Genomic DNA, 26,764 nt, shown 5'->3' on the forward strand with positions numbered 1-26,764 from the left:
CCCGATCCAGCCGGTCGACGATCGCCCGCGCGCACTGACCACAGTGGGATGATCACGTTGTCCGGTGATGTTGTGCACGGTGCAACGGATGAAGGCGGTATGCGATGGGTGAGTTCACTCTGCGAGATCTGACGGCCCCGATCCTGGTGGCACCGATGGCAGGTGGTCCCTCCACCCCGGAGCTGGCGGCGGCGGGCTCGGAGGCCGGTGGCCTCGGGTTCGTCGCGGCGGGTTATCTGTCGGCCGACGTCTTCGCCCAACGGCTGACCGCCACGCGCAAGCTCACCACCCAGCCGATCGGCGTGAATCTCTTTGCACCCCAGCCCAGCGCCGTGCAGCCAGGCGATATCGACCGCTACATCGCGGCACTGTCGGCAGAGGTGCAGCGCTACGGGGTCGCCCTCGGCGAGCCGAAATTCAACGACGACGACTGGGCAGCCAAACTCGACGTCGTGCTCGACCTGCGGCCGGAGGTGGTGTCCTTCACCTTCGGGGCGCCCAGCGCCGCGGAGACGGCCCGGCTGAAAGCCGCCGGCATCACGACGGTGGCCACCGTGACCACGCTGGCGGAAGCCCGTGCAGCCGTCGGCCGCGGTGTCGACGCCCTGGCCGTTCAAGGCCCGGACGCCGGTGGCCACCGCGGCACCTACGACCCCGCCGCCCGGCCGGCCACCCAACCCCTCGATGAACTGCTGGCCGACGTGCTGGCGGCCACCGAGGTCCCGGTGGTGGCCGCCGGTGGCCTGATGACCGCCGAGGATGTCGGGCGGGTGCGCGACGCCGGCGCGGCCGCCGCGCAACTGGGTACCGCGTTCCTGCTGGCCGACGAAGCCGGCAGCAGCCCGGTGCACCGCGCCGCCCTGCAGGACCCGGCGTTCACCGAAACCGTTGTGACCAAAGCTTTCTCGGGGCGCTACGCGCGCGGGTTGCGCAACCGCTTCATCGACGAACACGAGGCACAGGCTCCGCTGGGCTATCCCGAGGTGCATTACCTGACCAGTCCGGTTCGCGCCGCGTCGGTGCGGGCCGGGGATCCGCAGGCCACCAACATCTGGGCCGGGACCGGATTCCGCCAGATCACCTCCGGCCCGGCCGCCACGATCATCGCCGCGCTCACCTGAGCGTGTCGATGGTGACGTTCCCGTCGTCGGAGCGGGCGGTGATCTGCGCGGCGGCTCGGGTTGCGTCGCCGGTCTCAGGCACCCGAACCGTGGCGGAGCCGCCGGACTGGGCGTGTACCAGGTAGGGGCCCGGCGCCGGCAGGGACAACGAGATATCCCCGTCGCGGGTCACCGCCTGTACCTGGCGGGGTGCCACGTCCGCGAACTTGACCGAGATATCGCCCTGGGTGGTCGTCGCGTCGAACGACTCGGCCACCGAGATGGGTTGGTGCGCAGTGATCTCACCGTCCTGGGCGCGCACCTCGACACGGCGGACCGCGCCGCGCAGTACGACGGCGCCGTCCGAGGTGCTGGCGGTGAGCTGATCCAGATCGGCCTGGGCCAGCAACACACCGGTGTTCTGGCGCACCGTGAGCGCGAGCTGCCGACCGGTCTCCGGCGGCAGGGTGACGGTGACCTCGCCCGGATCGCCGAAGTCGAACAGCCCACCCGCGGCCCCGGCCACGATGACGTGGGTTCCGTCGGCGTCATTGGTCACGCGCAAATGTTGATCGCTGTTGCGAGTGGAGGCGACCATGCGCAGATCGATGCGGGGCTCGGTGACGTTGCGGTCGGCGGTGATTCGCACGGCCACCGGCGAGTCGGCGGTGTCCAGGGTGAGCGACCGGATGGCGGTGGGCAGCGTCTGATGGTCGGTGACGACCCGGAATGCGCTGAGCCCCCAGGCCAGCGCTCCCAGCCCAGTGACCGCACCGACGATCACGACGGCGGCGACGGCGACCAGCAGCACGCGGATGACGCTGCGGCCGCCGGTGGACAGGTGGGGTGGGTCCGTCGGCGCGGGCGGGGTGAGGGTGTCGGGAGAGGTGATGGTCACGGGGACAGCCCTTTCAGGATTCGAGGTAGCGCAGGACAGCCAGCACGCGGCGGTTCTCGCTGTCATCGGGGGTAAGTGCCAACTTGGTGAAGATCGACGCGATGTGCTTCTCGGCCGAGCCGACCGAGATGTGCAGCGCCGCACTGATTGCCGAGTTCGACTTACCTTCGGCCATGAGCTGCAAGACATCCCGCTCCCGCGGCGTCAGTTCGTCGAGAACCGCCCCGCGCCGGGACCGGATCAAGATCTGCGAGACGACTTCCGGGTCGAGCACGGTGCCGCCCGTGCCGACCACTTCGACCGCATCGAGGAAGGCGGGCACATCGGCCACCCGGTCCTTGAGGAGATACCCGAATCCCTTGGTGTCCGAAGCGATCAAGTCGGCTGCGTAGCGTTCCTCGACATAGTGCGAAAGCACGAGCACGGGGGATTCCGGGTTCTGCGAGCGCAACAGCGCCGCCGCGCGGATACCTTCGTCGGTGAAGGTTGGCGGCATCCGGACGTCCACGATGGCCAGATCGGGGTGGTGCTCGTTGACCAGGTGCAGCAGTCCGGTCGCGTCGGGCACACCGGCCACGACGTCGTGGCCCGCATCGGCGAGGATGCGCTCGATCCCCGCCCGCAGCAGCGCCGAATCCTCGGCGATCACGATGCGCATGGCAGCACCGCCGTCACGATGGTGGGACCGGTGACGGGGCTGGACACCGTGAACGTGCCGCCGGCCGCGCGCACCCGCTCGGTCAGGCCGCGCAGGCCGGTGGCGTCCTCGTCGGCGCCGATCTCGGCGCCGCCGCGCCCGTCGTCGTACACCGACACATGCAGCACCCGGCCTGCCTCGTCATAGCGCACCGTCACCACGGCCTGGCCGGCCTGGGCGTGTTTGGCCACGTTCGTCAAGGCCTCTGCCACCACGAAATAGGCGACCGATTCCACTTCATCGGGCAGCCGCCGGGGCAGGTACACATCGAGGGTGGTCGGCACGCCGGAGATCTGAGTGCGCTGCACCACCGCCGACAATGCCGCGTCCAGGCCGCGGTCGGTCAGGATGGTCGGCGCGATCCCGCGCACCACGTTGCGCAGTTCGGCCAGGGCGCTCATCGCGTCGGCGTGCGCCTCGCCGATGAGCTGCTTGGCTGCCGCCGGATCGGTGTCGAGTTTGGTCTGTGCCAGCCCGATGGTCATGGCCAGCGACACCAGTCGGGGCTGCACGCTGTCGTGCAGATCGCGTTCGATGCGATGACGCTCGGTCTGCGCCGAGGACACCGCGCCCTGGCGCGCCTGAGCCAGGGCGCTGACCTGGTACTGCAGCGCCGCGGTGGGGGAGGCGGCCAGCAACCAGCGATCGATCTTCGCGTCGACGGCCGGTCCGAACACCATCAGCGCGACCGCGGCGACCAGCGCGATGACGGCCAGCAACCAGGCCAGCGGCGGAGAGATGAAGGTCAAACCCGAGTCCGGGTCACTGCGCCGGATCGCCGAGGCGAAGACTGGGGCCAGGATGGCGAACGCCAGCAGGCCCAGCGCGATCCCGCACACCGTGAGGTCGTACATCATCCGCAGGTAGTGCTGACTGGTGGCCTTCCAGAACCGGCTGCTGCTGATGTCCAGCCACAGCTGATGCGCCCAGCGCTGGAACCCCGTGTACGGCGACTGGCTGCGCGGCGGTACGGGGATCTGCAGCCCGAAAACCGCCTCGCTGCGCAGCCGCTCGATCGACTCCACGCCGCGCATCAGGTACACGAACACCACCGCGGACGCGACGAAGCCGATCACCGACGGTATCGAGGAGATCCCGATCACCATGATGGACAACGGGATCCAGAACCACACGGCACCGACCGCCGCGCCGGCGATCATGGAGGCGGTGGGCACCACCCCGATCGTGCGGCGGTGCGCGGCGCCCATGGGGGCGGTGTCGGTGGCGGTGGCGGTGGCGATGTCTGCGGGGGTGCTGGACGTGATGGCGACCATGAGAACAACCTATGGATCCGCGCGGCGCCGCGGTACCGCGTTTTCCGCCGAACCGTACGGGGGATAACCCCCCCTACTTGGGTGCGGTGAGCTCCAGCGCGATGTTGTCCGGGTCGCGGAACTCGAGCACGTACATCGGGCCGATGTCCTTGACGGGCTCGTGGACGATGCCGAGGGTGTCGAGGTGTGCGGCCGCGGCGTCCAGTTCGGCCTTGTCAGCCAGCGGGAAGGCCAGATGGTCCAGGCCGGTGCGGTCCTCGTCGAACCGGTCCGCGCCGACCGGGCGCAATCCGATCAGTGCGCTGCCCAGGTCGTAGATCACCCCGCCGTAGAGGAACGCCAACGCGTCCCTGGTGGCGGCGTCGGCCCCCGGTGGCACCTCGACCAGCACGGGCCAGCCGAAGACGCCCTCGTAGAACTGCCGGGAGCGTTCGATATCGGTGACGGTGAGCCGCACGTGCGAGATCGATGTGGTCGAGATCGTCATCACGCCATCTTGGCACTGGGGTTGCATGCCAGAATCCGGGAGGTGCAGGTGGGAATGACGATGCCGGTGATGGAACCGGATCTGGATGCGGCGGTGCTCAAGCGGTGGGCGACGGTCGTCGACGAAGGGCCGTTTTCGGCGTTGTGCTGGGGCGAACGCGTCGCGTTCGACAATCCGGACGCGCTGACCTTGCTGGGGGCGTTGTCGGCGTGGACCGACCGGGTGCGGCTGATGACCACCGTGCTGGTCCCGCAGCTACACGACCCGGTGATGCTGGCCAAGGGATTGGCGACCGGTGACATGCTCAGCGGTGGCCGGTTGACCGTCGGGCTCGGGGTCGGCGGACGCCGAGAGGATTACCTCGCTGCCGGCGCCGACCCGGCCACCCAGACCATGCGGCAGATGGCCGAGCGGGTGGCGGTGATGCGGCGGGTGTGGAACGCGGACAAGGTGACCGATTCGGTGCTGCCGGTCGGTCCGGCGCCGGTGCAACCCGGCGGCCCGGAACTGTGGGTCGGCACCCTGGGACCGAAAACCGTGCGCAGCGCCGCAACCTGGGCGACCGGTTTGGCAGGCACCACGCTGGATCTGGATGTGGCCAAACAGAACGAGTTGTTCGAGGTGGCCAGGACCGCGTGGGCGCAGGCGGCCCGGCCCGCTCCGCGGCTGGCCACGTCGTTCTGGTTCGCGCTCGGGGATCAGGACAACGCGCGCCGCCAGATCCACCGTCATCTGCGTCGCTACATGAACTGGATTCCCGCCGAGTACGTCGACGCCATGGCGCCGAACACCGGCTGGGCCGGCACCGAGGACGAACTGGCCGAGGTGCTGGCCAGGTTCGCCGAGATCGGCACCGACGAGGTCCATCTGATCCCGACGTCCTCGGATATCGGGCAGGTGCGGGCGGTCGCCGGCGTGGTCGCCGACACTCAGACCAGGGCGGGCGCCAATCCGAAGGTCACCGAATAGTTGGCGTTACTGGCGGGGGTGGTGACGGTGTGGGTCTGCGCCCCGCCGTCACCCCAACCGATGAAGATCAGCTCACCGGCCGAGGTGTGCTGCGTCGACGGCGCGCTCAGCACACGCTGCACCCCGACGACACCCTTCTCGGAGAACGAGCCGGTGTGCGGCACCCCGTCGACGGTGAACGTGGCGTTCGGGTTGCTCGCCGTGACGGTGAAGTCCGCCAGATTCGGGAACACGTCCTTATAGGTCGTCGTCTTGAGGCCGCTGCTGTCGGTGACGGTTAACTCGATCCGGTACCACGTGGTGGCCAATTGGTCGGCGGTGGTCGGGATGGTGACGCTGCCATCGGTGCCGACGATGCTGTCGACGAACGGGTGGGTGTGGGTGTTGTGGTGGAACACCACCTTCCACTCGAAGGCGCTGGGCGGCAGCGGCCCGTCTTCGGCGTCCCCGGCGGCAGCGCTGAAGGTGATGATGTCCCCGGCGTTGTAGTTGTTCACGATGTTGCCGAGCTCGATGGTCGGCGGGACGCTGCCCACCACGATGCGCTGGGTGGCGGTGTTGGTCTTGCCGCCCTCATCGGTGACCGTCAGCGTCACGGTGTAGGCGGTGTAGTTCGCGCCGGTGTTGGTGAAGGTGACGGTCGGAGTTGCCGAGGTCGAGGTCTGTCCGTTGCCGAAGTTCCACTGGTAGGTCAGGTTCGGGCCGTCTGGATCGGAGGAGCCGGTGCCGTCGAAATCGACTGTCAGTGAATCGTTTCCGGAGTAGGTGGCCGAGGCGTCGATATCGGCGACCGGCGCCTTGTTGCCGCCGGATGCCGTGATGACGCTCAGCGTGCCGGGGTAGATGCTCAGCTGGTAGATGTTGCCGTCGATGCCCTGCTTGAGCTGGACGGTCGCTCCGGCCGACGTGTCCAGGGTCTTCTCGTCGATGACACTCTCGAACTGGTCGTCGAGGGTGAGCATCTTGATCCAGCCCACGGAATAGTCGGCGACGAACACCTTGTTGCGGTATTCCTCGGGCAGGGTGGTGCCGTCGTAGTACAGCACCGAGGTGATGGAACCGACGTTGGCCGGCGGCAAGGTGTGGTGATACGCCCACAGCGGGGGCAGCGTGTCACCACAACCGTTGCTGCTGCACGGCCCTTCCTGTTGCGGCCAGCCGTAGTCGCCGCCGGCGACGACGACGTTGAGTTCCTCCCAGGAGGCCTCGCCGACGTCGCCGGAGAGCAGGGTGCCGTCCGGGGCGAAGCCGAACCGGAACGGATTGCGGAAGCCGATGGCGTAGATCTGCTTCACCACGTCCGGGTTGGGGTCGTTGTAGAACGGGTTGTCTTCGGGGGCCGACCCGTCCCGATTCATCCGCAGGATCTTGCCGTGGATCGTGGTCAGGTCGTGGGAGTTCTCGTTGACGACGTTGTTGCCCACCGCCCAGTACAGATAGGTGCCCGTCGGGTCGAATTCCAGTTCGCCGCCGTGGTGGAAGTCGTTGCCCAGCTGGTCGGAGCGCAGCAGCTCCTCCTCGTCGAGCACCGTCGTCAGGTTGGCGTCCACGGTGAGTTTGGAGAGCTGGTCGTAATTCTGCGCGTTGGTGTAGGCGACGTAGATCTTGTGGTAGCCGGCCGAGGTGGGATCGTTGAAGTACGGGTCGACTTCGACACCGACCAGGCCACGTTCACCGTTGGCGTTGGTGGTGGGCAGCGATGTCAACGTCGAGAGGGTGCCCTCCTCGGTGTCGTAGATCTTGATGGCGCCGGACTTCTCGATGATGACGATGGCGTGAATGTGTTGCTTGCCGTCGTCCCCGAGGTGGGTGATGAAATCGAAATCGGTCGGCTCGTTCAGCCCACTCACCACTCCCAGCCGATCCAGGTCGTCGGGCAGCGACACCGTGCCGTTGCACTCCTGCAGGAAACGGGTCAGCCGGGACGAGATCGTGTACCCCAGTGGCGAATTCGTGACACTGCTGATGGCCTTCTGCAGCTGGGTGGTGATCTGGGTGGTCACGTCGTGCACGAACTCGCCGAGCGGGGACCGGTTGAAGGCGGTGACCGCGCCTTCGATCTGACGGCGCACCCACGCCACCATCGTCCACAGGATCGGTGTCTGGGCCGGGTCGCCGGTACCTCCGCCGCCGGATGCCATCAGGTTCGAGATGGTTTTCGACAGCCCGTTGACCAGTTTGAGGGTTTGGTTGATCAGGGTGCACGCGCAGGTCGTGACGAACGACTTGACTTGCTGGAAAACCTCATTGGGTGTGGGCAGTTGCTTGATGAAGGACGTGACCGGGTTGGCGGTGGCGACCGCGGCTGCCGTGGGGACCGCGGCGGTCGACGCTTGGTCGGAGTTCTTGTTGACCGCTGCCGCAGCGCTGAACAGTTGCGCCGCCGATGAACCGGTAGGCGCCGCGGCGCTCGACGTGGCGCTGGGCGGAGTTGTCTGCTGTGTCGTCGGTTGCGGGTCGGTGTTGCCGCCGCTTCCGGTGGTCGCCGGGGTGGGGTCGGGAGCCGGGGTGGGGGTGGGTTCGGGAGTCGTGGGGGACCCGTCGGGGGTCTGGGACGGTTCCTCGATATCCGTGGGCGTGCCGGTGTCGGTCTGTTCGACGGGATCGGTCTCGCCGGGGCCGGTTGTGTCGGTCACGTCGGGAGTTTCGGTCCCCGTGTCGGTTTCCGGTTCGGGGTCGGTCTGGTTGGTGCTGGTGGTGTGTGTGGTGTTACCGCCGGAGGAGCGGATGATGACGCCCCCGCCGAGATCCGTCTCGGTCTGCGAGCCGTTGTGGGTGGTGGTGCTCGTCGCCCCGGTGCTGCCCGTGCTGCCGGTGCTGCCGGTGGTGGTGCCCGTACCGGTTCCGGTGGTACTCCCGGCCGACGGTGTGCCATGGGTTGCGGAGGTGTCGGTGGCGGGGGAGGTGTCGGCTGTCCCCGTCGACCCCGTCCCCGTCGACCCCATGCCCGTCGTCCCCGACCCCGTCGTCCCCGCGGGCGAAGATGAGGACGACGAAGAGCTGTCGTCGGCCCGGGCGATGCCGGGAGTGGTGGCGACGGCTCCGGTGACCCCGAGCGCAACGGCGAGCGCACCCACCCGTCCGACGTATCGGGCGTACCCGGACGGGGCAACCGACGATGCATGACGATGACTGACGGCCACAACTTCCCCCAAGGATTCCAGCAGCACTCTCACAGGCTTTGCGGCAACTATGGCACCGGGACTCGGTGACCGCGCGGGGAATTCGTAAACGACAGAAAACGGGCGTCGCGGTCTCGGTCGAAACTGGCACGCACCGTAATGTGCTGATCTGCTGGAACTATCTACCTAAAGCGCAGGTGGGTAGATATTTGCGCAGCGGATCAGACGTTGCTGATGAGCTATTCGCCGCGCTGGCACCACATTTCGGGACGACCCCCGATTGCTTCGGATTGCAAGGATTTCACCGCCCAGCCGGGGCATCCCGGTGAGTGTTGTGCGTCAACGGTTTTCGGGTACAGCGGCGGGCGGACGAACGGCTGTCACCTCCCGCAACAACCAGGCCATCGGCACCGTGAGCGCCAGCGTCAGCACGGCGAGCACGATCGTCGAGCTGGTGAACAGCGGCCAGCCGAGCACCAGGTGCATGGAGATTGCCATGATCGCCACGTGGAGCAGAAAAATCTCATACGAGATGGTGCCGAGCCACACCACGGGCCGGCTGCTGAGGATGCGCGTCCACCCACCCGAGTCGCCCAAGGCGAGCGGAGCCAGGACCGCCATCGCGATGCCCGCGTACAGCACCGCCCGCGCCAACGGACTTTCGCCGACCGAGGTGGCGACCGTGAGGTAACCGAGCGCCGCTGCCGGGAGCGCCAGCGCGGGCCGGACCCGCAACCCGGTCTGCTGGAGCACGGCCAGCGCCATCCCGCCGGCAAACGCGGCCAGATGGGCGGGCAGCCACATGCCCGCCGAATTCGGCAGCCAATCGGTGTGCACCACCACCGTCAACCACAGGGGTGCGACGGCGGCGAGGGCAGCCAGTCCGGCCACCAGCGCGGCCGGTCGCCGGCGTCGGCCCAGCACCAGGTACGCCAGCAGTGGCAAGGCCGCATAGAACGATGCCTCCACCGCCAGGCTCCACATCTGCGACAGCCCCGGATGCAGATAGGTCACCAGGTAGTTGTCGGTGTAGATCTGGGTCAAGGTGAGATGCCGCAGCAACCCCTGCCAGGTCTGGCCTGGGTTGGGTCCCGGCGTGAAGTAGAGGTAGACGACGTAGGTGAACAGCACCGCGGTGACGTATCCCGGCATGATCCGGCGAATCCTGGCGCGCGCGTAGCGGTGCAGCCGGGGCGCCGGGGTGCCTCGGCTTGCGGCGACCACCCACGGCCGGAACAGCAGGAAACCCGACAACGCGAAGAAGATCGGCACACCGATGTCCAGATGCCCCGCCAGGGAGCCGACGTAGCCGAGGTGCAGCGCGCCGGTGGCGAAGGAGGCATGCGTACCGACCACCATGAGTGCGGCCAGGGCGCGCAGCCCGGTGAGGGAGGACTGACGCGATGCCGAGTCGCGGGCCGGCGGTGTGGCGGGCCCGCGCAGCTGAGTCGACGGGCCCGCAGTCATTTATTCGAGTGTAGCTAACTTTTTTCGGGGGTACCCCGGACGTTATGCCGCTGCCCCACGCCGATCCCCACAAGAAGCACGGCCCGCTGTTCACCCTCGCCGAGGCGTTCGGACGGTCGGCGCCCGGTCAAGCCTTCGCGCGGCACATCGCCCGCCATATCGACCCCTGGTTCTTCCGCCTGACCGGCCGTAGCTACACATCGCTGGCGGGCGCGGTCGAGCAGGCGCCGCTGACATCGACCGGAGCCAAGTCGGGGCGGCCGCGGGTACACCAGTTGGCGTACTTTCACGACGGTGGCCACCCGATCTTGGTCGCCTCCAACTTCGGCGGTCGGCGAAACCCGCAGTGGTACCACAATCTCAAGGCGCACCCCGAGTGCGAGTTCGGTGACGAGAAGTTCGTTGCCCGCGAGGTCACCGACCCCGACGAGTACGGCCGGCTGTACGCCCTGGCCGAGAAGGCCTACGCCGGGTACGCGGACTACCGGGCAAAGACCCGCCGCTCCGGTCGTCACATCCCGGTATTCCGACTGACGCCGCGCGCGGACTAGCCGCCGGGTGCCGGGTGGTCAGCAAAGCAATTTTCCCAACTCCGTCGCAGTGGTGGCGCGCGCCGCATACACTCCCGTCAATTACTGCCGTATCGCACAGTTAAACCGAAGCTCGCGCTCAGCAGTAGGTCACTGATGGGTGGAGGGGGACGCCATGGCGCTGCGGTCCGCAAAGTATGTCGGACGCGTCGGTGCGCTAGCCGTGGCGCTCGGCATCGGGTCCGCGGTCGCCGCGCCGGCCGGCCTGGTCTGGGCGACGCCGGGGGACACCGGCAGCACCACATCGACGGGCACCTCCGCCGGTGCCGAAACGCACACCGGGACCGCACCCGACACGGACGGGGGCACCAAACCCGACACGTCACCCACGACAGCACCGACGTCCGGCTCGGCGACCACCACGCCCGAGCCCACCAAACCATCAGCGGGCGAAAGTCATTCGGGTGCCGATCAAGCCGAGGCGCCCAAGCCCAAGAAGAAGAAACCGACGACCAAGCCCAAGGCTCGTGTCACCGAGGCCGCTCAGACTCAGAACACCGATCCCGCGCCACAGGCGCGCACCCAGTCCACCGCCGCCGCTGCCGTCGACACCAACCCGACTCCCAAAGCCAGCGCATCGGTCGCGGTGACGCAGTGGTCCACCACGACGGTTCCGGTGGCGGTCACTCCGCCGGCCAAACCGGCCGTCACCAATCCGGTCCAGACGATCGGCAAACTGCTCACCGCCGCCATCCGTCCGGTGCTGTCGTCGTTCCTGTCGATGCTCTCCGGTGGGTCGGCGCAGTCACCGCTGTCCTGGGTGATGTTGGCCGCGGCCCGCCGGCAGATCGGGCAGACCAGTCAGGTCAGCGCCCAAGCCCTGGCGGCACCCGTGGTCAACGAGCAACCGGTCGCGACCGTCAGCTGGGGGCGACCCGATGCCACCACGGGCGCGGTGGTGGGCAAGCTCACCGCCACCGACCCCGAAGGCAAGAAGGTGGCGGTCGGACTGGCCAGCCCGCCGGCCGACGGCTCCCTGGTGTACAACGCCAAAACCGCCACGCTCACCTACACGCCCACCACGGCGCAACGCTTCAGCGCATCGCTGACGCCCACCGACGACACCATCAGGATGACGCTCACCGTGACCGACGGGGTCAACACCGTCCCGGTGCCGGTGGACATCCCGGTCAGCCCCTCACCGTTCTTCAGCGCCGCGGCACTCGGCGGTATCACCGATCCCAGTGCGGTGGTCACCTCGGGGACCCGCGCCTTCGTCACCGACCGCACCACTGGCACCGTCACCGTTTTCGACACCACCAAGCATGCCGTCGTCGCCGTCTACCAGACCGGGGCCGCGCCCGACGGTATCGCGATCAAACGCGACGGATCCCGGCTGTACGTGTCGAGTTCGACCGGTAACACCGTCACAGTCCTGGACGCCAAGACCGGTGCGCTGAAAGCCACGGTGGCCGTGGCCAATCCCACCGCGATCACGGTGAACCCCAGCGGCAGCACGGTGTACGTCGGCAACGGTACCGGCGCAACGGTCACCAAGATCAGCACCTCGACCAACAAGGTGGCCGGCACGGTGAAGCTCGCCGACGGCATGGTGCCCACCCAGTTCGCGGTGCGCCCCGACGGAAAGCTGATCTTCGTGGTCAGCGCGACATCCGCTGGCGGCGGGAACATCTCGTACTTCTCCTCCGGTGCGTCCGCGGCCTCCAGCATCGTCGACATCGCGGGCAAACCCGTCGGACTCGCGGTCGACCCGACCTTCCAGAAGCTCTACGTCGCCGACACCGCCGGTGGGGTCACCCTCCTGGATCTCACTCAGGGCATCGCCGGAACGCTGAACTTCGGGCAGCCGCTGTCGGGTATCGCGCTGACGAAGGACAACAGCGCGATCATGCTTACCTCCAGCTCCGGGTTGGTGGTGGCGTTGCGGACCACCGACGGCTCGGTGTTGGGTGTCACGAGCGTCGGCGCCGAGGCGACCGCGCCGCAGTCTGGCGTCGCGCTCAGCGGTGACGGCACCCAGATGTGGGTGACCGACCCGACCAACGGGGTCGTGCGCGTGGTGTCGCTGGTGCCGGCGAACACCGCCCCGTTCTCCAGCGATCCGGTTGCCGTGGTGAGCAATCCGGCAACGGGTGCGCTCAGCGGCAAGGTCGGCGTCGTGGACTTCGACGGCGACCCGCTGACCTATGTCGTGAACACCAAGCCGACCAAGGGCACGTTGGTGCTCAAGCCCGATGGGACCTACACCTACACCCCGACCGCCGCCGCCCGGCACGCCGCGGCCGTGCCCGGTGCGGTGGTCACCGACTCGTTCACCGTCACGGTGTCCGACGGCCGGTACGGGACGGTGACCACCACCATCCCGCTGACCATCGACCCGCTGAACGCCGTCCCGACGGTGAAGACGAGCATCGGGAATCCGAGCTCCACCACCGGTGCCGTCAAGGGCAGTGTCACTGCCTCCGATGCGAACAACGACAAGCGCACCTACACGGTGACGGGCGGGCCCACCAAGGGCATTGTCACGATGACCTCGTCGGGTGCGTTCACCTACACGCCGACGGCCGATGCGCGCGCGGCCGCGCTGGCCCCCGGTGCCAGCCATGACGCGAGGATGGACACGTTCACCGTCACCGTGGACGACGGTCACGGCGGCGTCGTGCCCGTCACGGTGAATGTGCGGATCGGGGCCGCCAACATCAAGCCCGCCGGCGCCACCGCGGTCGTGACGAGCACCGATCCCCGGTCGGGGGTGGTCGCCGGTTCCCTCACCGCGACGGACGCCGACGGTGACACGCTGACCTACACCGCGGGCAAGACCACCAAGGGCTCGATCGTCATCAATCCCGACGGCTCGTTCACCTACACGCCGACGGCCGCGGCCCGGCTGGCGGCGTCCAAGCCCAGCGCGAGCTCGGCCACCAAGACCGAAACCGTGACCATCACGGTGAGCGACGGATTCGGCGGCAGCACAACCACTTCGGTCAAGGTGGCCATCGCCCCGAACCCGACCACCAATGCCGCACCGGTGGACGGCCACGGCACCACGACGGATACCTCGACCGCGATCGGCACGGTGACCGGCATGGTCAGCGCCGACGACCCCGACGGCGACGCCCTGACCTACAGCCTGGCCACCGGACCGGCCTACGGTCAGGTCAAGGTGACCTCCACCGGGCGCTTCACCTATACCCCCGACGTCGATGCGCGCTACCGCGCACTGGTCACCGACGGGGAGGACACCGACAGCTTCACCGTCAACATCAGTGACGCCTTCGGTGGAACCACCACGGCCACCGTGAATGTCACCATCGTGCCGCCGTCGGCGGCGGCGATCGACCAGCGCAACACCACGGTGGCCGTCACCACCCAACAGATGTACTTCTACTCCCAGACCGACACCGACAAGGCCATGGAGCTGTTGAAGAGCGCCGGTGTCGGCACCATCCGCATCATGCTGCCCTGGGGCGGGGTCGAACCGGCGGACAACCAATTCGACTGGGACGCCGTGGACCGGATGATCACCAGCGCCAACGCCCATGACATCAAGGTGCTGGCCGCGATCAACTCCACCCCGCAGTGGGCGGCGGTGCCCGGGCAGCCCGATTACGCCGGCGAGCCGACGGACCTGGTGGCCTTCGGTGACTTCGTCAGCGCGGTGGCGCAGCGGTACCAGGGCCAGATCTCCGACTACGAGGTGTGGAACGAGCCGAACTACAACGGGTTCTGGGCGCCCACCCCGAACGCGGCGCGCTACACCGCCCTGCTCAAGGTCGCCTACACGGCCATCAAGAACGCCGACCCGAATGCCGTCGTCGTCGCCGGTTCGGTCGCTGCGGCGATGGAAACCCCTGGCGGCCCGGTGATCAACCCGGTGACCTTCCTGTCCCAGATGTACGCCGCGGGCGCGGCCGGTTACTTCGACGCGCTGGCGTATCACCCGTACCTGTACTCGGTGCTGTTCTCGGCCGGCGAAGGCCACGCCGGTGTGCCGTTCACCCAGGCGCAGCAGTTGCACGCGGTGATGGCCGCCAATGGTGATGGCAACAAGAAGATCTGGGCCACCGAGTACGGCGAGCCGACCTCGGATGTGTCCGAGGACGTGCAGGCCGCCTACATCGGCGACTTCCTGCGTACCTGGCGCACCCTGGACTTCGCCGGCCCGGCCTTCATCCACACCTTCGCCGACTACCAGTCGGGCGATCCGGTGCAGGACACCTTCGGGCTGCTGCACGAGGACTGGACGCCCAAGCCGGCCTGGGACGTGGTGTCGGCTGTGATCGCGGAGAACCAGGCGATCACCTCCGACAGCAGCGTGCTGTGAGCCCCCTGGATACCGCTCGCGCGATTACGATCCGTTGATGTTTCGCATCGACGGGATCAACGGCGAGAGCATCGTGATCGACGGCGTGTGGGTGGAGAAACTGCGCGCCAACAATTCGATCGGCCGCAACCCCGCCGACAAATACTCCGGCACCGACATCAAGGAGCTGAGCCGGCGCAAGAAACTGTTCGGTGGCGAGCGTGAGCACCTGCTGCAGCTCACCATCGGTGTCGGCACGTTCTATTCGCTGATGGTGCCCGCTGAGAAGCGCGCCGAGGTCGACCTGTTGCTATCCGAGCTGGACGCCGCCCGCGCCCGGGCTACGTCCTGACCGGTGTGAGGGATAACTAATGAACAAGCCGCCTGCGGGATGAGCGACAGGAAATTGCAATGAGCGGAACGTCACAAACAGTTGAAGACGGATACGCGCAATTGAAGAAGCGCGCTGGAAAAGCGATAGAGCGCTTGCTAGCAGTAGAGGTGGCGAGTCCCCGTTTCCGAGTCCACCCTGTTCTGGAGTCGGGGTGGTGTGATCCAGATTCAGTTGATGCTGCAGGCCATCGGTGTGTAGATGCACCTGCAGGCGGCAGCGTACTCGGACGGCGTGCGGTAGCTCAGGGCTGAGTGGCGGTGCCGGTGGTTGTGTTCGTCCTTGAAGTCGCCGATGACTACGCGGGCTTCGAGCAGGGTGTTCCAGTGGTTGCGGTTGAGGCACTCCTTGCGTAGTCGGTTGTTGAAGGATTCGATGTGTCCGTTGTTCCAGGGCGCGCCCGGCGGGATATAGGACATACCGAACTTTCCGTCGCAGAACTGTTGCAGCGCTTGAGAAATGAACTCCGGCCCGTTGTCCATCCGCAGTACGGTCGGCGGGCCGCCGGCGGCGGTGAACACCTTCTTGAGCTCGGCGACGAGCCGGTCGGCGGTGATCGACCGCTCGACGAGGTTGAGCAGCGAGACCCTGGTGTGTTCGTCGATCATCGAGGCGATCTTGATGGCCTTGCCGTCGATGGTGGAGTCGAACTGGAAATCGATCGCCCACACCACGTTCGGGGCGTCGGCCTCGACCGGCGGGATCGACGACACCCCGGCCCGCTTGCGTGGACTGTGCACCCGCACCTGCAGGCCTTCCTCGCGCCACAGGCGGTGGATCTTCTTCTTGTTGACCTCACGGCGTTCGTCGTAGCGCAACGCCGCCCACGCACGGCGGAACCCGTGGCAGGGGTGTTTGGTGGCGTAGGAACGCAGCCAGGCCCGCATCTCGGTATCGGGATCAGCCGGTGTCTGAGCCTGAGGGAGTCGGCGCCAGGTGGAGCGGGCCAGCCCAACAGCTTTGCACGCCAACCGTTGCGACATGCCCAACGTGGTGGTGAGCATGTCGACGGCGCGACGCTTGGCAGCTGGGCTCAGAATTTTCCCTTCGCGACCTCCCGCAAGGCGTCTTTGACCAGCTCAGCCTCGGCCAACAGCCGCTTCAATCGGGCGTTCTGCTCCCGCAGCTCCTTGAGCTCTTTGGCGGCGTCGGTGTCCATGCCGCCGTAGCTGCGACACCAGTTGTACAACGTCGCCGGCGAGACTTCGAGCTCGGCAGCGATCTCCTCGCCGGTCTTGCCCTCCGCGGTCAGCTCGTCCGCGCGGCGCAGTTTGCGCACGATGTCTTCTGCGGAGTTCCGCTTCCGACCAGCCATACGTTCATCGTCCCTTCTCGCCCGACATCGGGCTACAGGACCCGAAAACCGGCCGGACCCATTCAGCGGGAACACGCCATGGCCGTTTCAAGAAGAAGTGAGCCAATGGCGAAACGACGGAACTACAAGCGCGACCGCCGTGGGAGATTCGCGCCGACCGTCAGCCGGTCGTCGCGGGTGAAACGAGCCGTGCCCACCAAAGTCGTCCCGCGCAAGGTCAGCGCCGGTCGGGTCGGCCCTGGCGGGGAGTACGTCGGTGTGCGCGCCGGGATCGAACTCAAGCCCAAACGCGGCCGGTCGCGCTACTACGTCGGTGTGAGCGCCGGTCGGCGGATTTCATATTGAGTTGAACCGCGCGGCCGATTGGCGCTAGCGCCGTGAAAATTCTTCAAGATTCACCGGCAAGATCGCGTCCGGAAAGAGCTCATCAAACGCCGCCTTGAACTCGTTATGTTCGCCGCCATAGCAGACAAGTGGAGCGAAGCCGTTCTGAATCCTGTAACGGTTCACGATAATAGTTGAGTAGGTGTTGAGCACCAAAAGATACTTGGCCAGCATCGCTTTCGTGATCGTCACGGTCTCGCCGATCTCGTAGTCGATGTTGGGTGCTTGTTCCAGTAGCTTTGCGTCGGCCCTTCCGCCGTTGTGGGCCCAGACGTTACGCACCTGTTGACCTTCCATCAGAGCCAGCGCAACGTTTGGGGGGACGGCTCCGTCCAGGCCCGCTAATGCGAGCTGTTGCTCATACTTGCCGCCGCCGTCTGCCTCAAGCTTGTCGTGCGCCGCACCCACGACCCGGTCGATCACGAACTCAAAGCGTTCGGTTTCGTCGGCTGTATCTAGATCCGCAGCTTTGCGCTTCGCCTTATCGAAAGCTGGAGCGGACAACAGTTCCGGCCGGAGTCGAAGTGCTGCCTTCGCGGCGTCTTCGACGTAGGCCTCGAAAGCGCCCCACGACGCGAGCAACGTCAGAGTGAAAAGTGTGTCGAACTGCGTGTCGACGCTACGCTTGCAAGCGTCATACGTCCGGCAAGCGTTGAACTGGCCCATGACCTGGTTGATATGTGTCCAGTCAGGGCGCGCAGTCGACTCAACAACGTAGGCGAAAGCCCAAGGGATCACGGCAGTTAGCTCTAGTGAGTCGTTCGACAGCTTCAGCCACGCGTCGAACGCCTTGCCCATATCAGAGTCTATGAAGGACCTGTCCTCTTGCATATTGACCATTGTCCAAGGCGTGTCTACCGGATTCCGTGACGCTAGTGTGTCTCCCACTCGTCACGGCAGCGGATGCCTACGATCTCGGGCATGGGTGGGAACGACGAGGCAACACCACAACCGAGGGCTGACCACCCGTTGCGGATGAGCGGTCGAGGTGTTTTCTACTCTTTTTCGTTTGATCTAGGTCCAGGGCTCGACATTGTCGACTTTGCGGACAAGATGCTGCGGAGGAACATGGCCGCGGTGGCAGGATCGCCATCGCGAGACGACCTCCGGATTCCGCAAAGAGGCGTGGAGCTTGATCGCCGCCAGCAAGAGGCGTTCGCGCTCGTCGAGTTCTTAAAAGTGTTGCACTCGTCCGAATTCTCCTGGAGACAGTTATTCAAGTACAACCGCCGACTTGCGCTGCGAGTTCTTTGGGGCGCTCGCTTTGTGATGATGAGGTACTTCCTTGCATACGCAATCTACGGGCAGCGGGTGAAAGGCGTTCGACGGGAGAGTGACGAAAACGTAGCCGACGTACCTAGTTGGTCTACCGAGGCTCAAGACCAAATAGGAGAAGTGGTTGAAGGATATGCGAATATGCTCCTCAATGATCACCTCCTTGGCGCTATACGTCTCAGGCTTGAACAGCAGTTCTATCTACCTGGATATTTTGAACCCGCGCAGCCATTTATTCGCATAGAGATGAATCGCGCCTATTATTGGGATAGAAGCCATGATGACGAACCGATAGAGGTATCCCTAATGGCGCACCGCTCAGGAATCTGCATGCTGACTTTTGCGATGCCGGTGGCTAAAGAGTTTGGTGTCCTTGAAGCGAATGACTATTTATTGGCGGGGTCAAGGCCGCTCGACGGAATCGAGATATCTTTGCCCATTTTTGGTAAGCCAGAGCGGCCCGTTTCATTGAATGAGTATGGTTTGCACATGTGGCAACAAACGCATAGTGATATGGATTGGATCGTCGCGAAGGTTCCTCGGCAGAGTGTAGCCAAGATGTCGCCGGAGACGGTGTTCAATGCATACCTGACCGCGATCCAGGAGACGGCGGGTCGAAAAATCTTCTCGGAATGGCGCTGCAATTCCACGCTGTTCTTGGGGCCGCCAACCTGCAAATGTCATAGTGAAGAGGTCAAGGGTCTTCATGCGGATGAACTCTCGCAGCTAATGGTACGAGCCAGGGGAGGGATGCCGCTTCAAGACGACGTGGCGGAAGATCTACTCAAGAATCATCTGCTTAATTCTAACGAAGAACTGTGGCTATCTGCGGGTCATGCAATCCACACCTCTTGGGACTCAAGCAAAATCGACTACATTAAAGATTTGTACATGATTGAACCTATTGAGTCTGCAATTGTCCAGCATAGGCAGTTGCAAGCAATAGACAACCGCACAATCCATACCCGAGTGCAGGATAAATTCTTGTTCGCGGCGCAAGAACAACTTGCGACCGGCCTGCCGGAATACGGTAGAAATTTGCTGGTAGACATTAACGCACCGGTGATAGTCGAAGCGCTGGCGGAGAAACTCAGAACTCCAGCTCTTTACAGCAGGCTGAATGATCGGGTAAAAGTCTTGGAAAGTGTTGTCAATACTCGATTCACCCGAAAGCAGTCTCGACGATCGCTGGCTATATCTGTAATCGGAGTGTCAATCGTCGTTGTGCTGCTGCTACCTCGCATCGATGAATTCCTGCGCAAGGCGCATAATTTGAGCCCTCTCGATTCTTTGGGAAGTGCGGTACTTGAACTTTTCGGCACTGCCGATAGGGCAACGGTAGCGATTTACGCAATCGTAGTAATAGTGACGGTTCTGTTTTTTATCGCCACAACGGTGCGTATTCCACGATCCCGTCTAAGGCGGAGGAAACAGGAATTTGGATTTGCGACGCGGGGACAACTCACGCTTAATCGCAGCCTTGGATCTCCGCGCGACCTGTCGATGAACGACGGTGATGAACTCGGAGGCGCCGATCGCGAATCCGACGTACCGCCTGGCAGCTAACGATTCTGAGCCACCAGCGAAGACGCTGATGGTTGGATCATCGTTGAGCGCTGCCGGGGAGGTCGGCCAAATCAGCCCGTATCCGCTGGTGAGAGGCGGGTTTTGGTGTGGTGCCCCCGGCAGGATTCGAACCTGCGGCCTTCTGCTCCGGAGGCAGACGCTCTATCCCCTGAGCTACGGGGGCGCGTGAAACTCGCGCCGTTAGGGCTTTGTCAGACTAGCGGAGCAAGAATAGCGCATGGGGAACGGGACCCGTGAACCGGAATGGATTCGGGCGCTGACCACCCCAGACCATAGGATGGACCCCTGTGACACCCGCCGACCTGGCTGCCCTGCTCAAGACCACCGCCGCCGCGGTCCTGGCCGAACACGGCCTGGACACCGCCGCGCTGCCCGAGACGGTGACCGTCGAGCGCCCGCGCAACCCTGAACACGGCGATTACGCCACCAACATCGCACTTCAGCTGGGTAAGAAGGTCGGCGCCAACCCGCGCGAGCTGGCCGGCTGGCTGGCCGAGGCGCTGACCGCCGCCGATGGTATCGCCGCCGCCGAGGTGGCCGGACCCGGCTTCGTGAACCTGCGCATCGAGACGAGCGCCCAGGGCGTCGTGGTCACCAATGTGCTGAGCGCCGGCGCCAAGTACGGGCATTCCACCGACCTGGCGCTCAAGATCAACCTGGAGTTCGTCTCGGCGAACCCCACCGGGCCCATCCACATCGGTGGCACGCGCTGGGCCGCCGTCGGCGACGCGCTGGGCCGGCTGCTGACCACCCAGGGTGCCGACGTCACCCGGGAGTACTACTTCAACGACCACGGCGCGCAGATCGACCGGTTCGCCCGCTCGCTGGTGGCCGCCGCCAAGGGCGAGCCCGCGCCGGAGGACGGCTACGCCGGCACCTACATCAACGACATCGCCGCCGCGGTGCTGGCCAAGGCGCCCGACGCCATGAGCCTGCCCGCCGACGAGCAGCAGGAGACCTTCCGCGCCATCGGCGTGGACCTGATGTTCACCCACATCAAGAAGTCCCTGCACGAATTCGGTACCGACTTCGACGTCTACACCCACGAAGACTCGATGCACACCTCGGGCCGGGTCGATCAGGCCATCGCCAAACTGCGCGACAACGGCGCCATCTACGAAAAGGATGGCGCAACCTGGTTGCGCACCACCGAATTCGGCGATGACAAGGACCGTGTCGTCATCAAGAGCGACGGCAACCCGGCCTATGTTGCCGGTGACCTGGCCTACTACCTGGACAAGCGGCAGCGCGGATTCGACCTGTGCATCTACATGCTGGGCGCCGACCACCACGGCTACATCGCCCGGCTCAAGGCCGCCGCCGCGGCGCTGGGCGACGACCCGGACACCGTCGAGGTGCTGATCGGCCAGATGGTCAACCTGGTCCGCGACGGCCAGCCGGTCCGGATGAGCAAGCGCGCCGGCACCGTCATCACCCTCGACGACCTGGTCGAGGCCATCGGGGTGGACGCCGCCCGGTACGTGCTGATCCGGTCCTCGGTGAACAGCCCCATCGACATCGACCTGGGGCTGTGGGCGAGCGCGTCCAACGAAAACCCGGTCTACTACGTGCAATACGCGCATGCCCGGCTCTCGGCGCTGGCCCGCAACGCCGCCGAACTGGGCCTGAGCGCCGACACCGCACACCTGGAGCTGCTCAGCCACGACCGCGAGGCCACGCTGATGCGCAGCATCGGGGAGTTCGGGCGGGTGCTCAAGACCGCCGCCGACTTGCGTGAACCGCACCGGGTGTGCCGCTACCTGGAGGACCTGGCCGGTGACTACCACCGGTTCTACGACTCCTGCCGGGTACTGCCGCAGGGCGACGAGGACGCGACCGATATCAACACGGCCCGGCTGGCGCTGTGTGAAGCCACCCGCCAGGTGATCGCCAACGGTCTGGCCATCCTCGGGGTCAGCGCACCGGAGCGGATGTGAGCGCACAAGCCACGGCCGCCGCGGTGCCGGCCCAGCCGCAGACACCCGACGAGATCCTGCTCCTGGCTCCGAATGTGTGGCCGCGCAACCTGGTTCGCGCTTCCGATGGGGTGGTGTCGATCGCCGGGGTGAGTGTCACCGAGCTGGCGGCGCAGTTCGGCACCCCGTTGTTCGTCATCGACGAGGACGATTTCCGGGGGCGCTGCCGCGATATCGCCGCGGCGTTCGGTGGCGGCCAGTACGTGCACTACGCGTCCAAGGCCTTCTTGTGTGCCGAGATCGCCCGCTGGGTCAATGCCGAGGGGCTGTCGCTGGACGTGGCCACCGGCGGCGAACTGGCCGTGGCCTTGCATGCCGACTTCCCGCCCGAGCGGATCACCGTGCATGGCAACAACAAATCGGTCGACGAGCTCACCGCTGCGGTGAAGGCCGGTGTCGGGCACATCGTCCTGGACTCTGAAATCGAGATCGAACGCCTGGACGCCATCGCCGGGGCAGCCGGCATCGTCCAGGACGTGCTGGTGCGGGTGACCCCCGGCGTGGAGGCGCACACCCACGAGTTCATCTCCACCGCCCACGAGGACCAGAAGTTCGGGTTGTCCCTGGCCAGCGGCGCCGCGATGGACGCGGTGCGAAAGGTCTTCGCCACCGACAACCTGCGCCTGGTCGGCCTGCACTGTCACGTCGGTTCACAGATCTTCGACGTCGCCGGTTTCGAGGTGGCCGCCCGCCGGGTCATCGGCCTGCTGCGCGACGTGGTGGCCGAATTCGGCGTCGACAAGACCGCCCAGATCTCGATCATCGACCTCGGTGGGGGACTGGGCATTTCGTACGTCCCGGCCGACGATCCGCCGCCGATGCAGGAGCTGGCCGACAAGCTCAAGGCCATCGTGCGCAACGAGTCGGCAGCAGTCGGCCTGCCCACGCCCAAGCTCGTGGTGGAGCCGGGGCGCGCCATCGCCGGCCCGGGCACCATCACCCTCTACGAGGTCGGCACCGTCAAGGACGTGGCGATCAGCGCCACCGCGCAGCGGCGCTACGTCAGCGTGGACGGCGGCATGAGTGACAACATTCGCCCGGCGCTGTATGACGCCGAATACGACGCGCGCCTGGTGTCTCGGGTCAGCGATGCCCCGGCTGTCCTGGCTCGGATCGTCGGAAAGCATTGCGAAAGCGGCGATATCGTCGTGCGCGATACCTGGGTGTCCGACGATATGGGCCCCGGTGACCTACTGGCAGTCGCCGCCACCGGCGCCTACTGCTATTCGATGTCGAGCCGGTACAACCTGCTGACGCGACCCGCCGTGGTCGCCGTCCGGGATGGCAAGGCCCGTCTGATTCTGCGACGAGAAAACGTCGATGACCTACTGAGTTTGGAGGTGAGCGGCCAATGAGCAAGAAAGACAAGCCCATCGGCGTAGCGGTGCTGGGATTGGGCAACGTGGGCACCGAGGTGGTGCGCATCATCAACGACAGCGCCGCCGACCTGGCCGCCCGTATCGGTGCGCCGCTGGAGCTGCGCGGCGTCGGGGTCCGAAAGGTCTCGGCCGATCGCGGCGTACCCGTCGAACTGCTCACAGACGACATCGACGCCCTGGTTTCCCGCGACGACGTCGACATCGTGGTGGAGCTGATGGGCCCGGTGAAACCGGCGCGCAAGGCCATCCTGAAGGCGCTGGAGACCGGCAAGTCCGTGGTTACCGCGAACAAGGCGCTGATGGCGCAGTCCACCGGTGAACTTGCCCAAGCCGCCGAAAAGGCCCGCGTCGACCTGTATTTCGAGGCAGCGGTGGCCGGCGCCATCCCGGTGATCCGCCCGCTGACCCAGTCGCTGGCCGGTGACACGGTGTGCCGGGTGGCCGGCATCGTCAACGGCACCACCAACTACATCCTGTCCGCGATGAACGACACCGGCGCCGACTACGCCAGCGCACTGGCCGACGCCAGCGCCCTGGGCTACGCCGAGGCCGACCCGACCGCCGACGTCGAGGGCTACGACGCCGCCGCCAAGGCCGCCATCCTCGCCTCCATCGCCTTCCACACCCGGGTGACCGCCGACGACGTGTACCGCGAGGGCATCACCACGGTCAGCGCCGCCGACTTCGAGTCGGCCAAGGCGCTCGGCTGCAATATCAAACTGCTGGCCATCTGTGAGCGGCTCACCAATGACGAAGGTCAACAGCGGGTTTCGGCTCGGGTTTATCCTGCGCTGGTTCCGCTGGAGCACCCGCTGGCCACCGTCAACGGCGCATTCAACGCCGTGGTGGTCGAGGCCGAAGCAGCCGGCCGGTTGATGTTCTACGGCCAGGGTGCCGGCGGTGCGCCCACCGCGTCGGCGGTGATGGGTGATGTCGTGATGGCCGCCCGCAACCGGGTTCAGGGCGGGCGCGGCCCGCGCGAATCGAAATACGCGCAGCTGCCCATCGCGCCCATCGGCTTCATCCCGACCCGCTACTACGTCAGCATGAACGTCGCCGACAAGCCTGGTGTGCTGTCCTCGGTGGCCGCGGAATTCGGCAAGCGTGAGGTCAGCATCGCCGAGGTGCGCCAGGAGGGCACCGTCGACGAAGAGGGGCAGCGTGCCGGTGCCCGCATCGTCGTGGTCACGCACAAGGCCACCGACGCCGCCTTGTCGGAAACCGTTGCGGCCCTTGCCGACCACGAGGCCGTCGAGAGCATCAACAGCGTGCTGCGCCTGGAAGGAACCGCAGAATAATGTCACCCGTGCATACCCCGTGGCCCGGCCTGATCGCGGCCTACCGGGACCGGCTGCCGGTCACCGACGACTGGACGCCGGTCACTCTGCTCGAGGGCGGCACCCCGCTGATCCACGCCAAGCGGCTGTCCGAGCAGACCGGCTGCACCGTGCACCTGAAGGTCGAAGGCCTGAACCCGACCGGTTCCTTCAAGGACCGCGGCATGACCATGGCCGTCAGCGATGCGTTGGCCCGCGGCCAGCAGGCGGTGTTGTGCGCGTCGACGGGTAACACCTCCGCGTCAGCGGCCGCCTACGCGGCGCGCGCCGGCATCACCTGCGCGGTGCTGGTCCCGCAGGGCAAGATCGCCATGGGCAAGCTGGCCCAGGCAGTCATGCACGGCGCCAAGATCATTCAGGTCGACGGCAACTTCGACGACTGCCTGGAACTGGCCCGCAAGCTGACCGCGGACTTCCCGACCATCGCCCTGGTCAACTCGGTGAACCCGGTGCGCATCGAGGGGCAGAAGACCGCCGCCTTCGAAATCGTCGACGCGCTGGGCACCGCACCCGACGTGCACTCCCTGCCCGTCGGCAATGCCGGCAACATCACCGCCTACTGGCGCGGCTACACCGAATACCACCGCGACGGTGTGAGCGACCGGCTGCCACGGATGCTGGGCACCCAAGCGGCTGGTGCCGCACCGCTGGTGACCGGCCAGCCGGTCAGCCACCCCGAGACGATCGCCACCGCCATCCGGATCGGCTCGCCCGCATCGTGGCATTCGGCCGTGGAAGCCCAACAGCAGTCCAACGGCCGCTTCCTGGCGGCCACCGACGAGGAGATCCTGGCGGCGTATCACCTGGTGGCCCGGGCCGAGGGTGTCTTCGTCGAGCCGGCGTCGGCCGCCAGCATCGCCGGGCTGCTCAAGGCGATCGAGGACGGCTGGGTCAAGCGCGGTTCCACCGTGGTGTGCACGGTCACCGGCAACGGCCTCAAGGACCCCGACACCGCGCTCAAGGGCATGCCGCCGGTCACCCCGGTGCCCGTCGACCCGATCGCTGTTGTCGAGAAGCTCGGCCTGGGCTGACGAGCGGACAATCTCACGTGACCCACATCCTCCCGGCCGGGTTGACGGCTTCGGCCACCGTGGCCGCCTCCAGCGCCAACCTCGGCCCCGGCTTCGACAGCCTGGGCCTTGCGCTCGGCATGTACGACGAAATCGTGGTCGAGACAACCGAATCCGGGCTCACCATCGATGTCGAAGGGCAGGGTGCCGGCCAGGTGCCGCTCGACGAGACGCATCTGGTGGTGCAGGCCATCAAACGCGGCCTGGCAGCTGCCGGTCTGCAGGCCAGGGGATTGAAGGTCAAGTCCCGCAACGTCATTCCGCATTCCCGTGGTCTCGGGTCGTCGGCCGCGGCCGTTGTCGGAGGCCTTGCGGTGGTCAACGGCCTTGCGGCGCAAGTTGACTCGGCGGAGTTGGATCGCGATCAATTGGTCCAGTTGTCGTCGGAGTTCGAGGGTCATCCCGACAATGCCGCGGCCGCGGTACTGGGCGGGGCAGTGGTGTCATGGACCGTGACCGACGGCGGGGCGGATGCCGGTCCGGCCCGCTACGACGCCGTGCAGTTGGACCTGCATCCCGATATTCGGTTCTTCCCGGCGATTCCGCAGAACCGGTCGTCGACCGCCGAGACCAGGGTGCTGCTACCCGAGCACGTCGCGCACACCGATGCCCGCTTCAACCTGAGCCGCGCGGCGATGCTTGTGGTGGCGCTCACGAAACGGCCGGATCTGCTCCTGCAGGCCACCGAGGACCGGCTGCATCAACCGCAGCGCGCGCCGGCGATGCCGGCATCGGCGGAATACCTCGCCGCGTTACGGCGTTTGAACATCGCAGCGGTGCTGTCAGGCGCCGGACCAGCGGTGATAGCTCTGACCAACGGAGTGGACCTGCCGGCGGAGGCGCTGGAGATCGGCGCCGCGAACGGATTTGCCGTCACCGAGATGTCGGTGGGTGCGGGCGTCCGCTGGTCGTCGGGTACCGCCTGAGACCCTGCCCTGGACTAACACGCGAAACATGGTGTTCCTTGCTTCCCGCAGTAATGCGAGTTATTCTCGCAGTCGTCCAGCAATCGCAGCGTCTCTACCTGCGCCGACACTAGGACGACTACCTCATCTTCTCGTGCTTCACTCTTGGGCTGACGGTTCTCCGCATGACGGCGAATCCCGGCGATCACCGTTGCACTGGCACCGGCGACGCTGTGGAAGACAACGCAATCGGCTATTCGGCTGACTGCACATGACC

The 26,764-nt window shown here is 66.0% G+C and carries 21 protein-coding genes and 1 tRNA gene; 13 read left to right on the forward strand and 9 right to left on the reverse strand.

Features of this window, described 5'->3' with window-relative positions; genetic code table 11:
* Positions 1-104 precede the first annotated feature (104 nt).
* Positions 105-1,121: a nitronate monooxygenase gene (locus SBI67_RS25705; protein ID WP_318983292.1), complete on the forward strand. Its 1,017-nt coding sequence runs from the start codon at positions 105-107 to the stop codon at positions 1,119-1,121.
* On the opposite strand, the gene SBI67_RS25710 is transcribed toward SBI67_RS25705, so the two are convergent.
* The 4 genes from SBI67_RS25710 to SBI67_RS25725 all read right to left on the reverse strand — a co-directional run bounded on the left by SBI67_RS25710 (position 1,114) and on the right by SBI67_RS25725 (position 4,456).
* Entirely contained in the window at positions 1,114-1,998 is an 885-nt protein-coding gene (locus SBI67_RS25710; protein WP_318983293.1) for a DUF4097 family beta strand repeat-containing protein, read from the reverse strand. The genes SBI67_RS25705 and SBI67_RS25710 overlap by 8 nt on opposite strands.
* A gap of 13 nt (positions 1,999-2,011) precedes the next feature.
* On the reverse strand, positions 2,012-2,656 hold the full coding sequence (locus SBI67_RS25715) for a response regulator transcription factor (protein WP_318983294.1): 645 nt from the start codon (positions 2,654-2,656) through the stop codon (positions 2,012-2,014).
* Entirely contained in the window at positions 2,644-3,969 is a 1,326-nt protein-coding gene (locus SBI67_RS25720) for a sensor histidine kinase (protein ID WP_318983295.1), read from the reverse strand. Before SBI67_RS25720 ends, SBI67_RS25715 begins: the two co-directional genes overlap by 13 nt.
* Positions 3,970-4,042: 73 nt before the next feature.
* Positions 4,043-4,456 carry a VOC family protein gene (locus SBI67_RS25725; protein ID WP_318983296.1) on the reverse strand — a complete coding sequence of 138 codons (414 nt, stop codon included), beginning with the start codon at positions 4,454-4,456 and terminating at the stop codon, positions 4,043-4,045.
* Between the two features lie 54 nt (positions 4,457-4,510).
* On the opposite strand from SBI67_RS25725, the gene SBI67_RS25730 reads away from it, so the two are divergent.
* Entirely contained in the window at positions 4,511-5,425 is a 915-nt protein-coding gene (locus tag SBI67_RS25730; RefSeq protein WP_318983297.1) for an LLM class flavin-dependent oxidoreductase, read from the forward strand.
* Here SBI67_RS25730 and SBI67_RS25735 read toward each other — a convergent pair.
* Positions 5,386-8,061 (reverse strand): PQQ-dependent sugar dehydrogenase, encoded by a 2,676-nt coding sequence (locus SBI67_RS25735; RefSeq protein WP_318983298.1) that lies wholly within the window; start codon positions 8,059-8,061, stop codon positions 5,386-5,388. The two genes, SBI67_RS25730 and SBI67_RS25735, sit on opposite strands and share 40 nt — an antisense overlap.
* Positions 8,062-8,080: 19 nt before the next feature.
* Here SBI67_RS25735 and SBI67_RS25740 point away from each other — a divergent pair, with 19 nt between their 5' ends.
* Positions 8,081-8,551 (forward strand): hypothetical protein, encoded by a 471-nt coding sequence (locus SBI67_RS25740; RefSeq protein WP_318983299.1) that lies wholly within the window; start codon positions 8,081-8,083, stop codon positions 8,549-8,551.
* 335 nt (positions 8,552-8,886) lie between these two features.
* On the opposite strand, the gene SBI67_RS25745 is transcribed toward SBI67_RS25740, so the two are convergent.
* Positions 8,887-10,014: an acyltransferase family protein gene (locus SBI67_RS25745; RefSeq protein WP_318983300.1), complete on the reverse strand. Its 1,128-nt coding sequence runs from the start codon at positions 10,012-10,014 to the stop codon at positions 8,887-8,889.
* A 44-nt stretch (positions 10,015-10,058) separates the two neighbouring features.
* Here SBI67_RS25745 and SBI67_RS25750 point away from each other — a divergent pair, with 44 nt between their 5' ends.
* From SBI67_RS25750 to SBI67_RS25760, 3 genes are all read left to right on the forward strand, one after another.
* Positions 10,059-10,565: a nitroreductase/quinone reductase family protein gene (locus tag SBI67_RS25750; RefSeq protein WP_318983301.1), complete on the forward strand. Its 507-nt coding sequence runs from the start codon at positions 10,059-10,061 to the stop codon at positions 10,563-10,565.
* A 154-nt stretch (positions 10,566-10,719) separates the two neighbouring features.
* Entirely contained in the window at positions 10,720-14,889 is a 4,170-nt protein-coding gene (locus SBI67_RS25755) for a cadherin-like domain-containing protein (protein ID WP_318983302.1), read from the forward strand.
* A 37-nt stretch (positions 14,890-14,926) separates the two neighbouring features.
* Positions 14,927-15,220, forward strand: a complete 294-nt coding sequence (locus SBI67_RS25760; RefSeq protein WP_318983303.1) for a hypothetical protein — start codon at positions 14,927-14,929, stop codon at positions 15,218-15,220.
* A 209-nt stretch (positions 15,221-15,429) separates the two neighbouring features.
* On the opposite strand, the gene SBI67_RS25765 is transcribed toward SBI67_RS25760, so the two are convergent.
* Positions 15,430-16,574 (reverse strand): IS3 family transposase gene (locus SBI67_RS25765; RefSeq protein ID WP_318983304.1). Its coding sequence is split into 2 segments (ribosomal slippage): positions 15,430-16,307 and positions 16,307-16,574, totalling 1,146 coding nucleotides; the frame shifts between segments, so codons are not numbered across the junction.
* A 105-nt stretch (positions 16,575-16,679) separates the two neighbouring features.
* On the opposite strand from SBI67_RS25765, the gene SBI67_RS25770 reads away from it, so the two are divergent.
* Positions 16,680-16,919, forward strand: a complete 240-nt coding sequence (locus tag SBI67_RS25770; RefSeq protein ID WP_318983305.1) for a hypothetical protein — start codon at positions 16,680-16,682, stop codon at positions 16,917-16,919.
* Between the two features lie 24 nt (positions 16,920-16,943).
* On the opposite strand, the gene SBI67_RS25775 is transcribed toward SBI67_RS25770, so the two are convergent.
* Positions 16,944-17,756, reverse strand: a complete 813-nt coding sequence (locus tag SBI67_RS25775) for a hypothetical protein (protein WP_318983306.1) — start codon at positions 17,754-17,756, stop codon at positions 16,944-16,946.
* A gap of 123 nt (positions 17,757-17,879) precedes the next feature.
* Between SBI67_RS25775 and SBI67_RS25780 the strand changes: the two genes are divergently transcribed.
* Entirely contained in the window at positions 17,880-19,799 is a 1,920-nt protein-coding gene (locus SBI67_RS25780; RefSeq protein WP_318983307.1) for a hypothetical protein, read from the forward strand.
* Between the two features lie 108 nt (positions 19,800-19,907).
* Here SBI67_RS25780 and SBI67_RS25785 read toward each other — a convergent pair.
* A tRNA-Arg gene (locus SBI67_RS25785) sits at positions 19,908-19,983 on the reverse strand.
* A gap of 124 nt (positions 19,984-20,107) precedes the next feature.
* On the opposite strand from SBI67_RS25785, the gene argS reads away from it, so the two are divergent.
* Genes argS through thrB form a run of 5 tightly spaced genes read left to right on the forward strand, consistent with a single transcriptional unit; the run spans position 20,108 to position 26,508 of the window.
* Complete coding sequence (argS, locus tag SBI67_RS25790; protein WP_318983308.1) at positions 20,108-21,757, forward strand: arginine--tRNA ligase; 1,650 nt, start codon at positions 20,108-20,110, stop codon at positions 21,755-21,757.
* The gene (lysA, locus tag SBI67_RS25795; protein ID WP_318983309.1) at positions 21,754-23,151 is read left to right on the forward strand and encodes a diaminopimelate decarboxylase; all 1,398 of its coding nucleotides are present in this window, start codon (positions 21,754-21,756) and stop codon (positions 23,149-23,151) included. Before argS ends, lysA begins: the two co-directional genes overlap by 4 nt.
* Positions 23,148-24,473 carry a homoserine dehydrogenase gene (locus tag SBI67_RS25800; RefSeq protein ID WP_318983310.1) on the forward strand — a complete coding sequence of 442 codons (1,326 nt, stop codon included), beginning with the start codon at positions 23,148-23,150 and terminating at the stop codon, positions 24,471-24,473. Before lysA ends, SBI67_RS25800 begins: the two co-directional genes overlap by 4 nt.
* Positions 24,473-25,543, forward strand: coding sequence for a threonine synthase (gene thrC / locus SBI67_RS25805; protein ID WP_318983311.1), 1,071 nt, complete (start codon positions 24,473-24,475; stop codon positions 25,541-25,543). The genes SBI67_RS25800 and thrC overlap by 1 nt, the downstream gene beginning before the upstream one ends.
* Before the next feature lie 17 nt (positions 25,544-25,560).
* Positions 25,561-26,508, forward strand: a complete 948-nt coding sequence (gene thrB, locus SBI67_RS25810) for a homoserine kinase (RefSeq protein ID WP_318983312.1) — start codon at positions 25,561-25,563, stop codon at positions 26,506-26,508.
* Positions 26,509-26,764 lie beyond the last annotated feature (256 nt).

The organism is Mycolicibacterium chengduense (genome assembly GCF_033741155.1).
Classification (GTDB): domain Bacteria; phylum Actinomycetota; class Actinomycetes; order Mycobacteriales; family Mycobacteriaceae; genus Mycobacterium.

Excerpts from the sequence above, each read along its gene's own strand:
- SBI67_RS25705 (WP_318983292.1), top strand. The coding sequence starts at position 105 with ATGGGTGAGTTCACTCTGCGAGATCTGACGGCCCCGATCCTGGTGGCA.
- SBI67_RS25715 (WP_318983294.1), bottom strand. The coding sequence starts at position 2,656 with ATGCGCATCGTGATCGCCGAGGATTCGGCGCTGCTGCGGGCGGGGATC.
- SBI67_RS25720 (WP_318983295.1), bottom strand. The coding sequence starts at position 3,969 with ATGGTCGCCATCACGTCCAGCACCCCCGCAGACATCGCCACCGCCACC.
- SBI67_RS25725 (WP_318983296.1), bottom strand. The coding sequence starts at position 4,456 with ATGACGATCTCGACCACATCGATCTCGCACGTGCGGCTCACCGTCACC.
- SBI67_RS25730 (WP_318983297.1), top strand. The coding sequence starts at position 4,511 with ATGACGATGCCGGTGATGGAACCGGATCTGGATGCGGCGGTGCTCAAG.
- SBI67_RS25745 (WP_318983300.1), bottom strand. The coding sequence starts at position 10,014 with ATGACTGCGGGCCCGTCGACTCAGCTGCGCGGGCCCGCCACACCGCCG.
- SBI67_RS25750 (WP_318983301.1), top strand. The coding sequence starts at position 10,059 with ATGCCGCTGCCCCACGCCGATCCCCACAAGAAGCACGGCCCGCTGTTC.
- SBI67_RS25755 (WP_318983302.1), top strand. The coding sequence starts at position 10,720 with ATGGCGCTGCGGTCCGCAAAGTATGTCGGACGCGTCGGTGCGCTAGCC.
- SBI67_RS25760 (WP_318983303.1), top strand. The coding sequence starts at position 14,927 with ATGTTTCGCATCGACGGGATCAACGGCGAGAGCATCGTGATCGACGGC.
- SBI67_RS25770 (WP_318983305.1), top strand. The coding sequence starts at position 16,680 with ATGGCGAAACGACGGAACTACAAGCGCGACCGCCGTGGGAGATTCGCG.
- SBI67_RS25775 (WP_318983306.1), bottom strand. The coding sequence starts at position 17,756 with ATGGGCAAGGCGTTCGACGCGTGGCTGAAGCTGTCGAACGACTCACTA.
- SBI67_RS25780 (WP_318983307.1), top strand. The coding sequence starts at position 17,880 with ATGGGTGGGAACGACGAGGCAACACCACAACCGAGGGCTGACCACCCG.
- SBI67_RS25800 (WP_318983310.1), top strand. The coding sequence starts at position 23,148 with ATGAGCAAGAAAGACAAGCCCATCGGCGTAGCGGTGCTGGGATTGGGC.
- thrC (WP_318983311.1), top strand. The coding sequence starts at position 24,473 with ATGTCACCCGTGCATACCCCGTGGCCCGGCCTGATCGCGGCCTACCGG.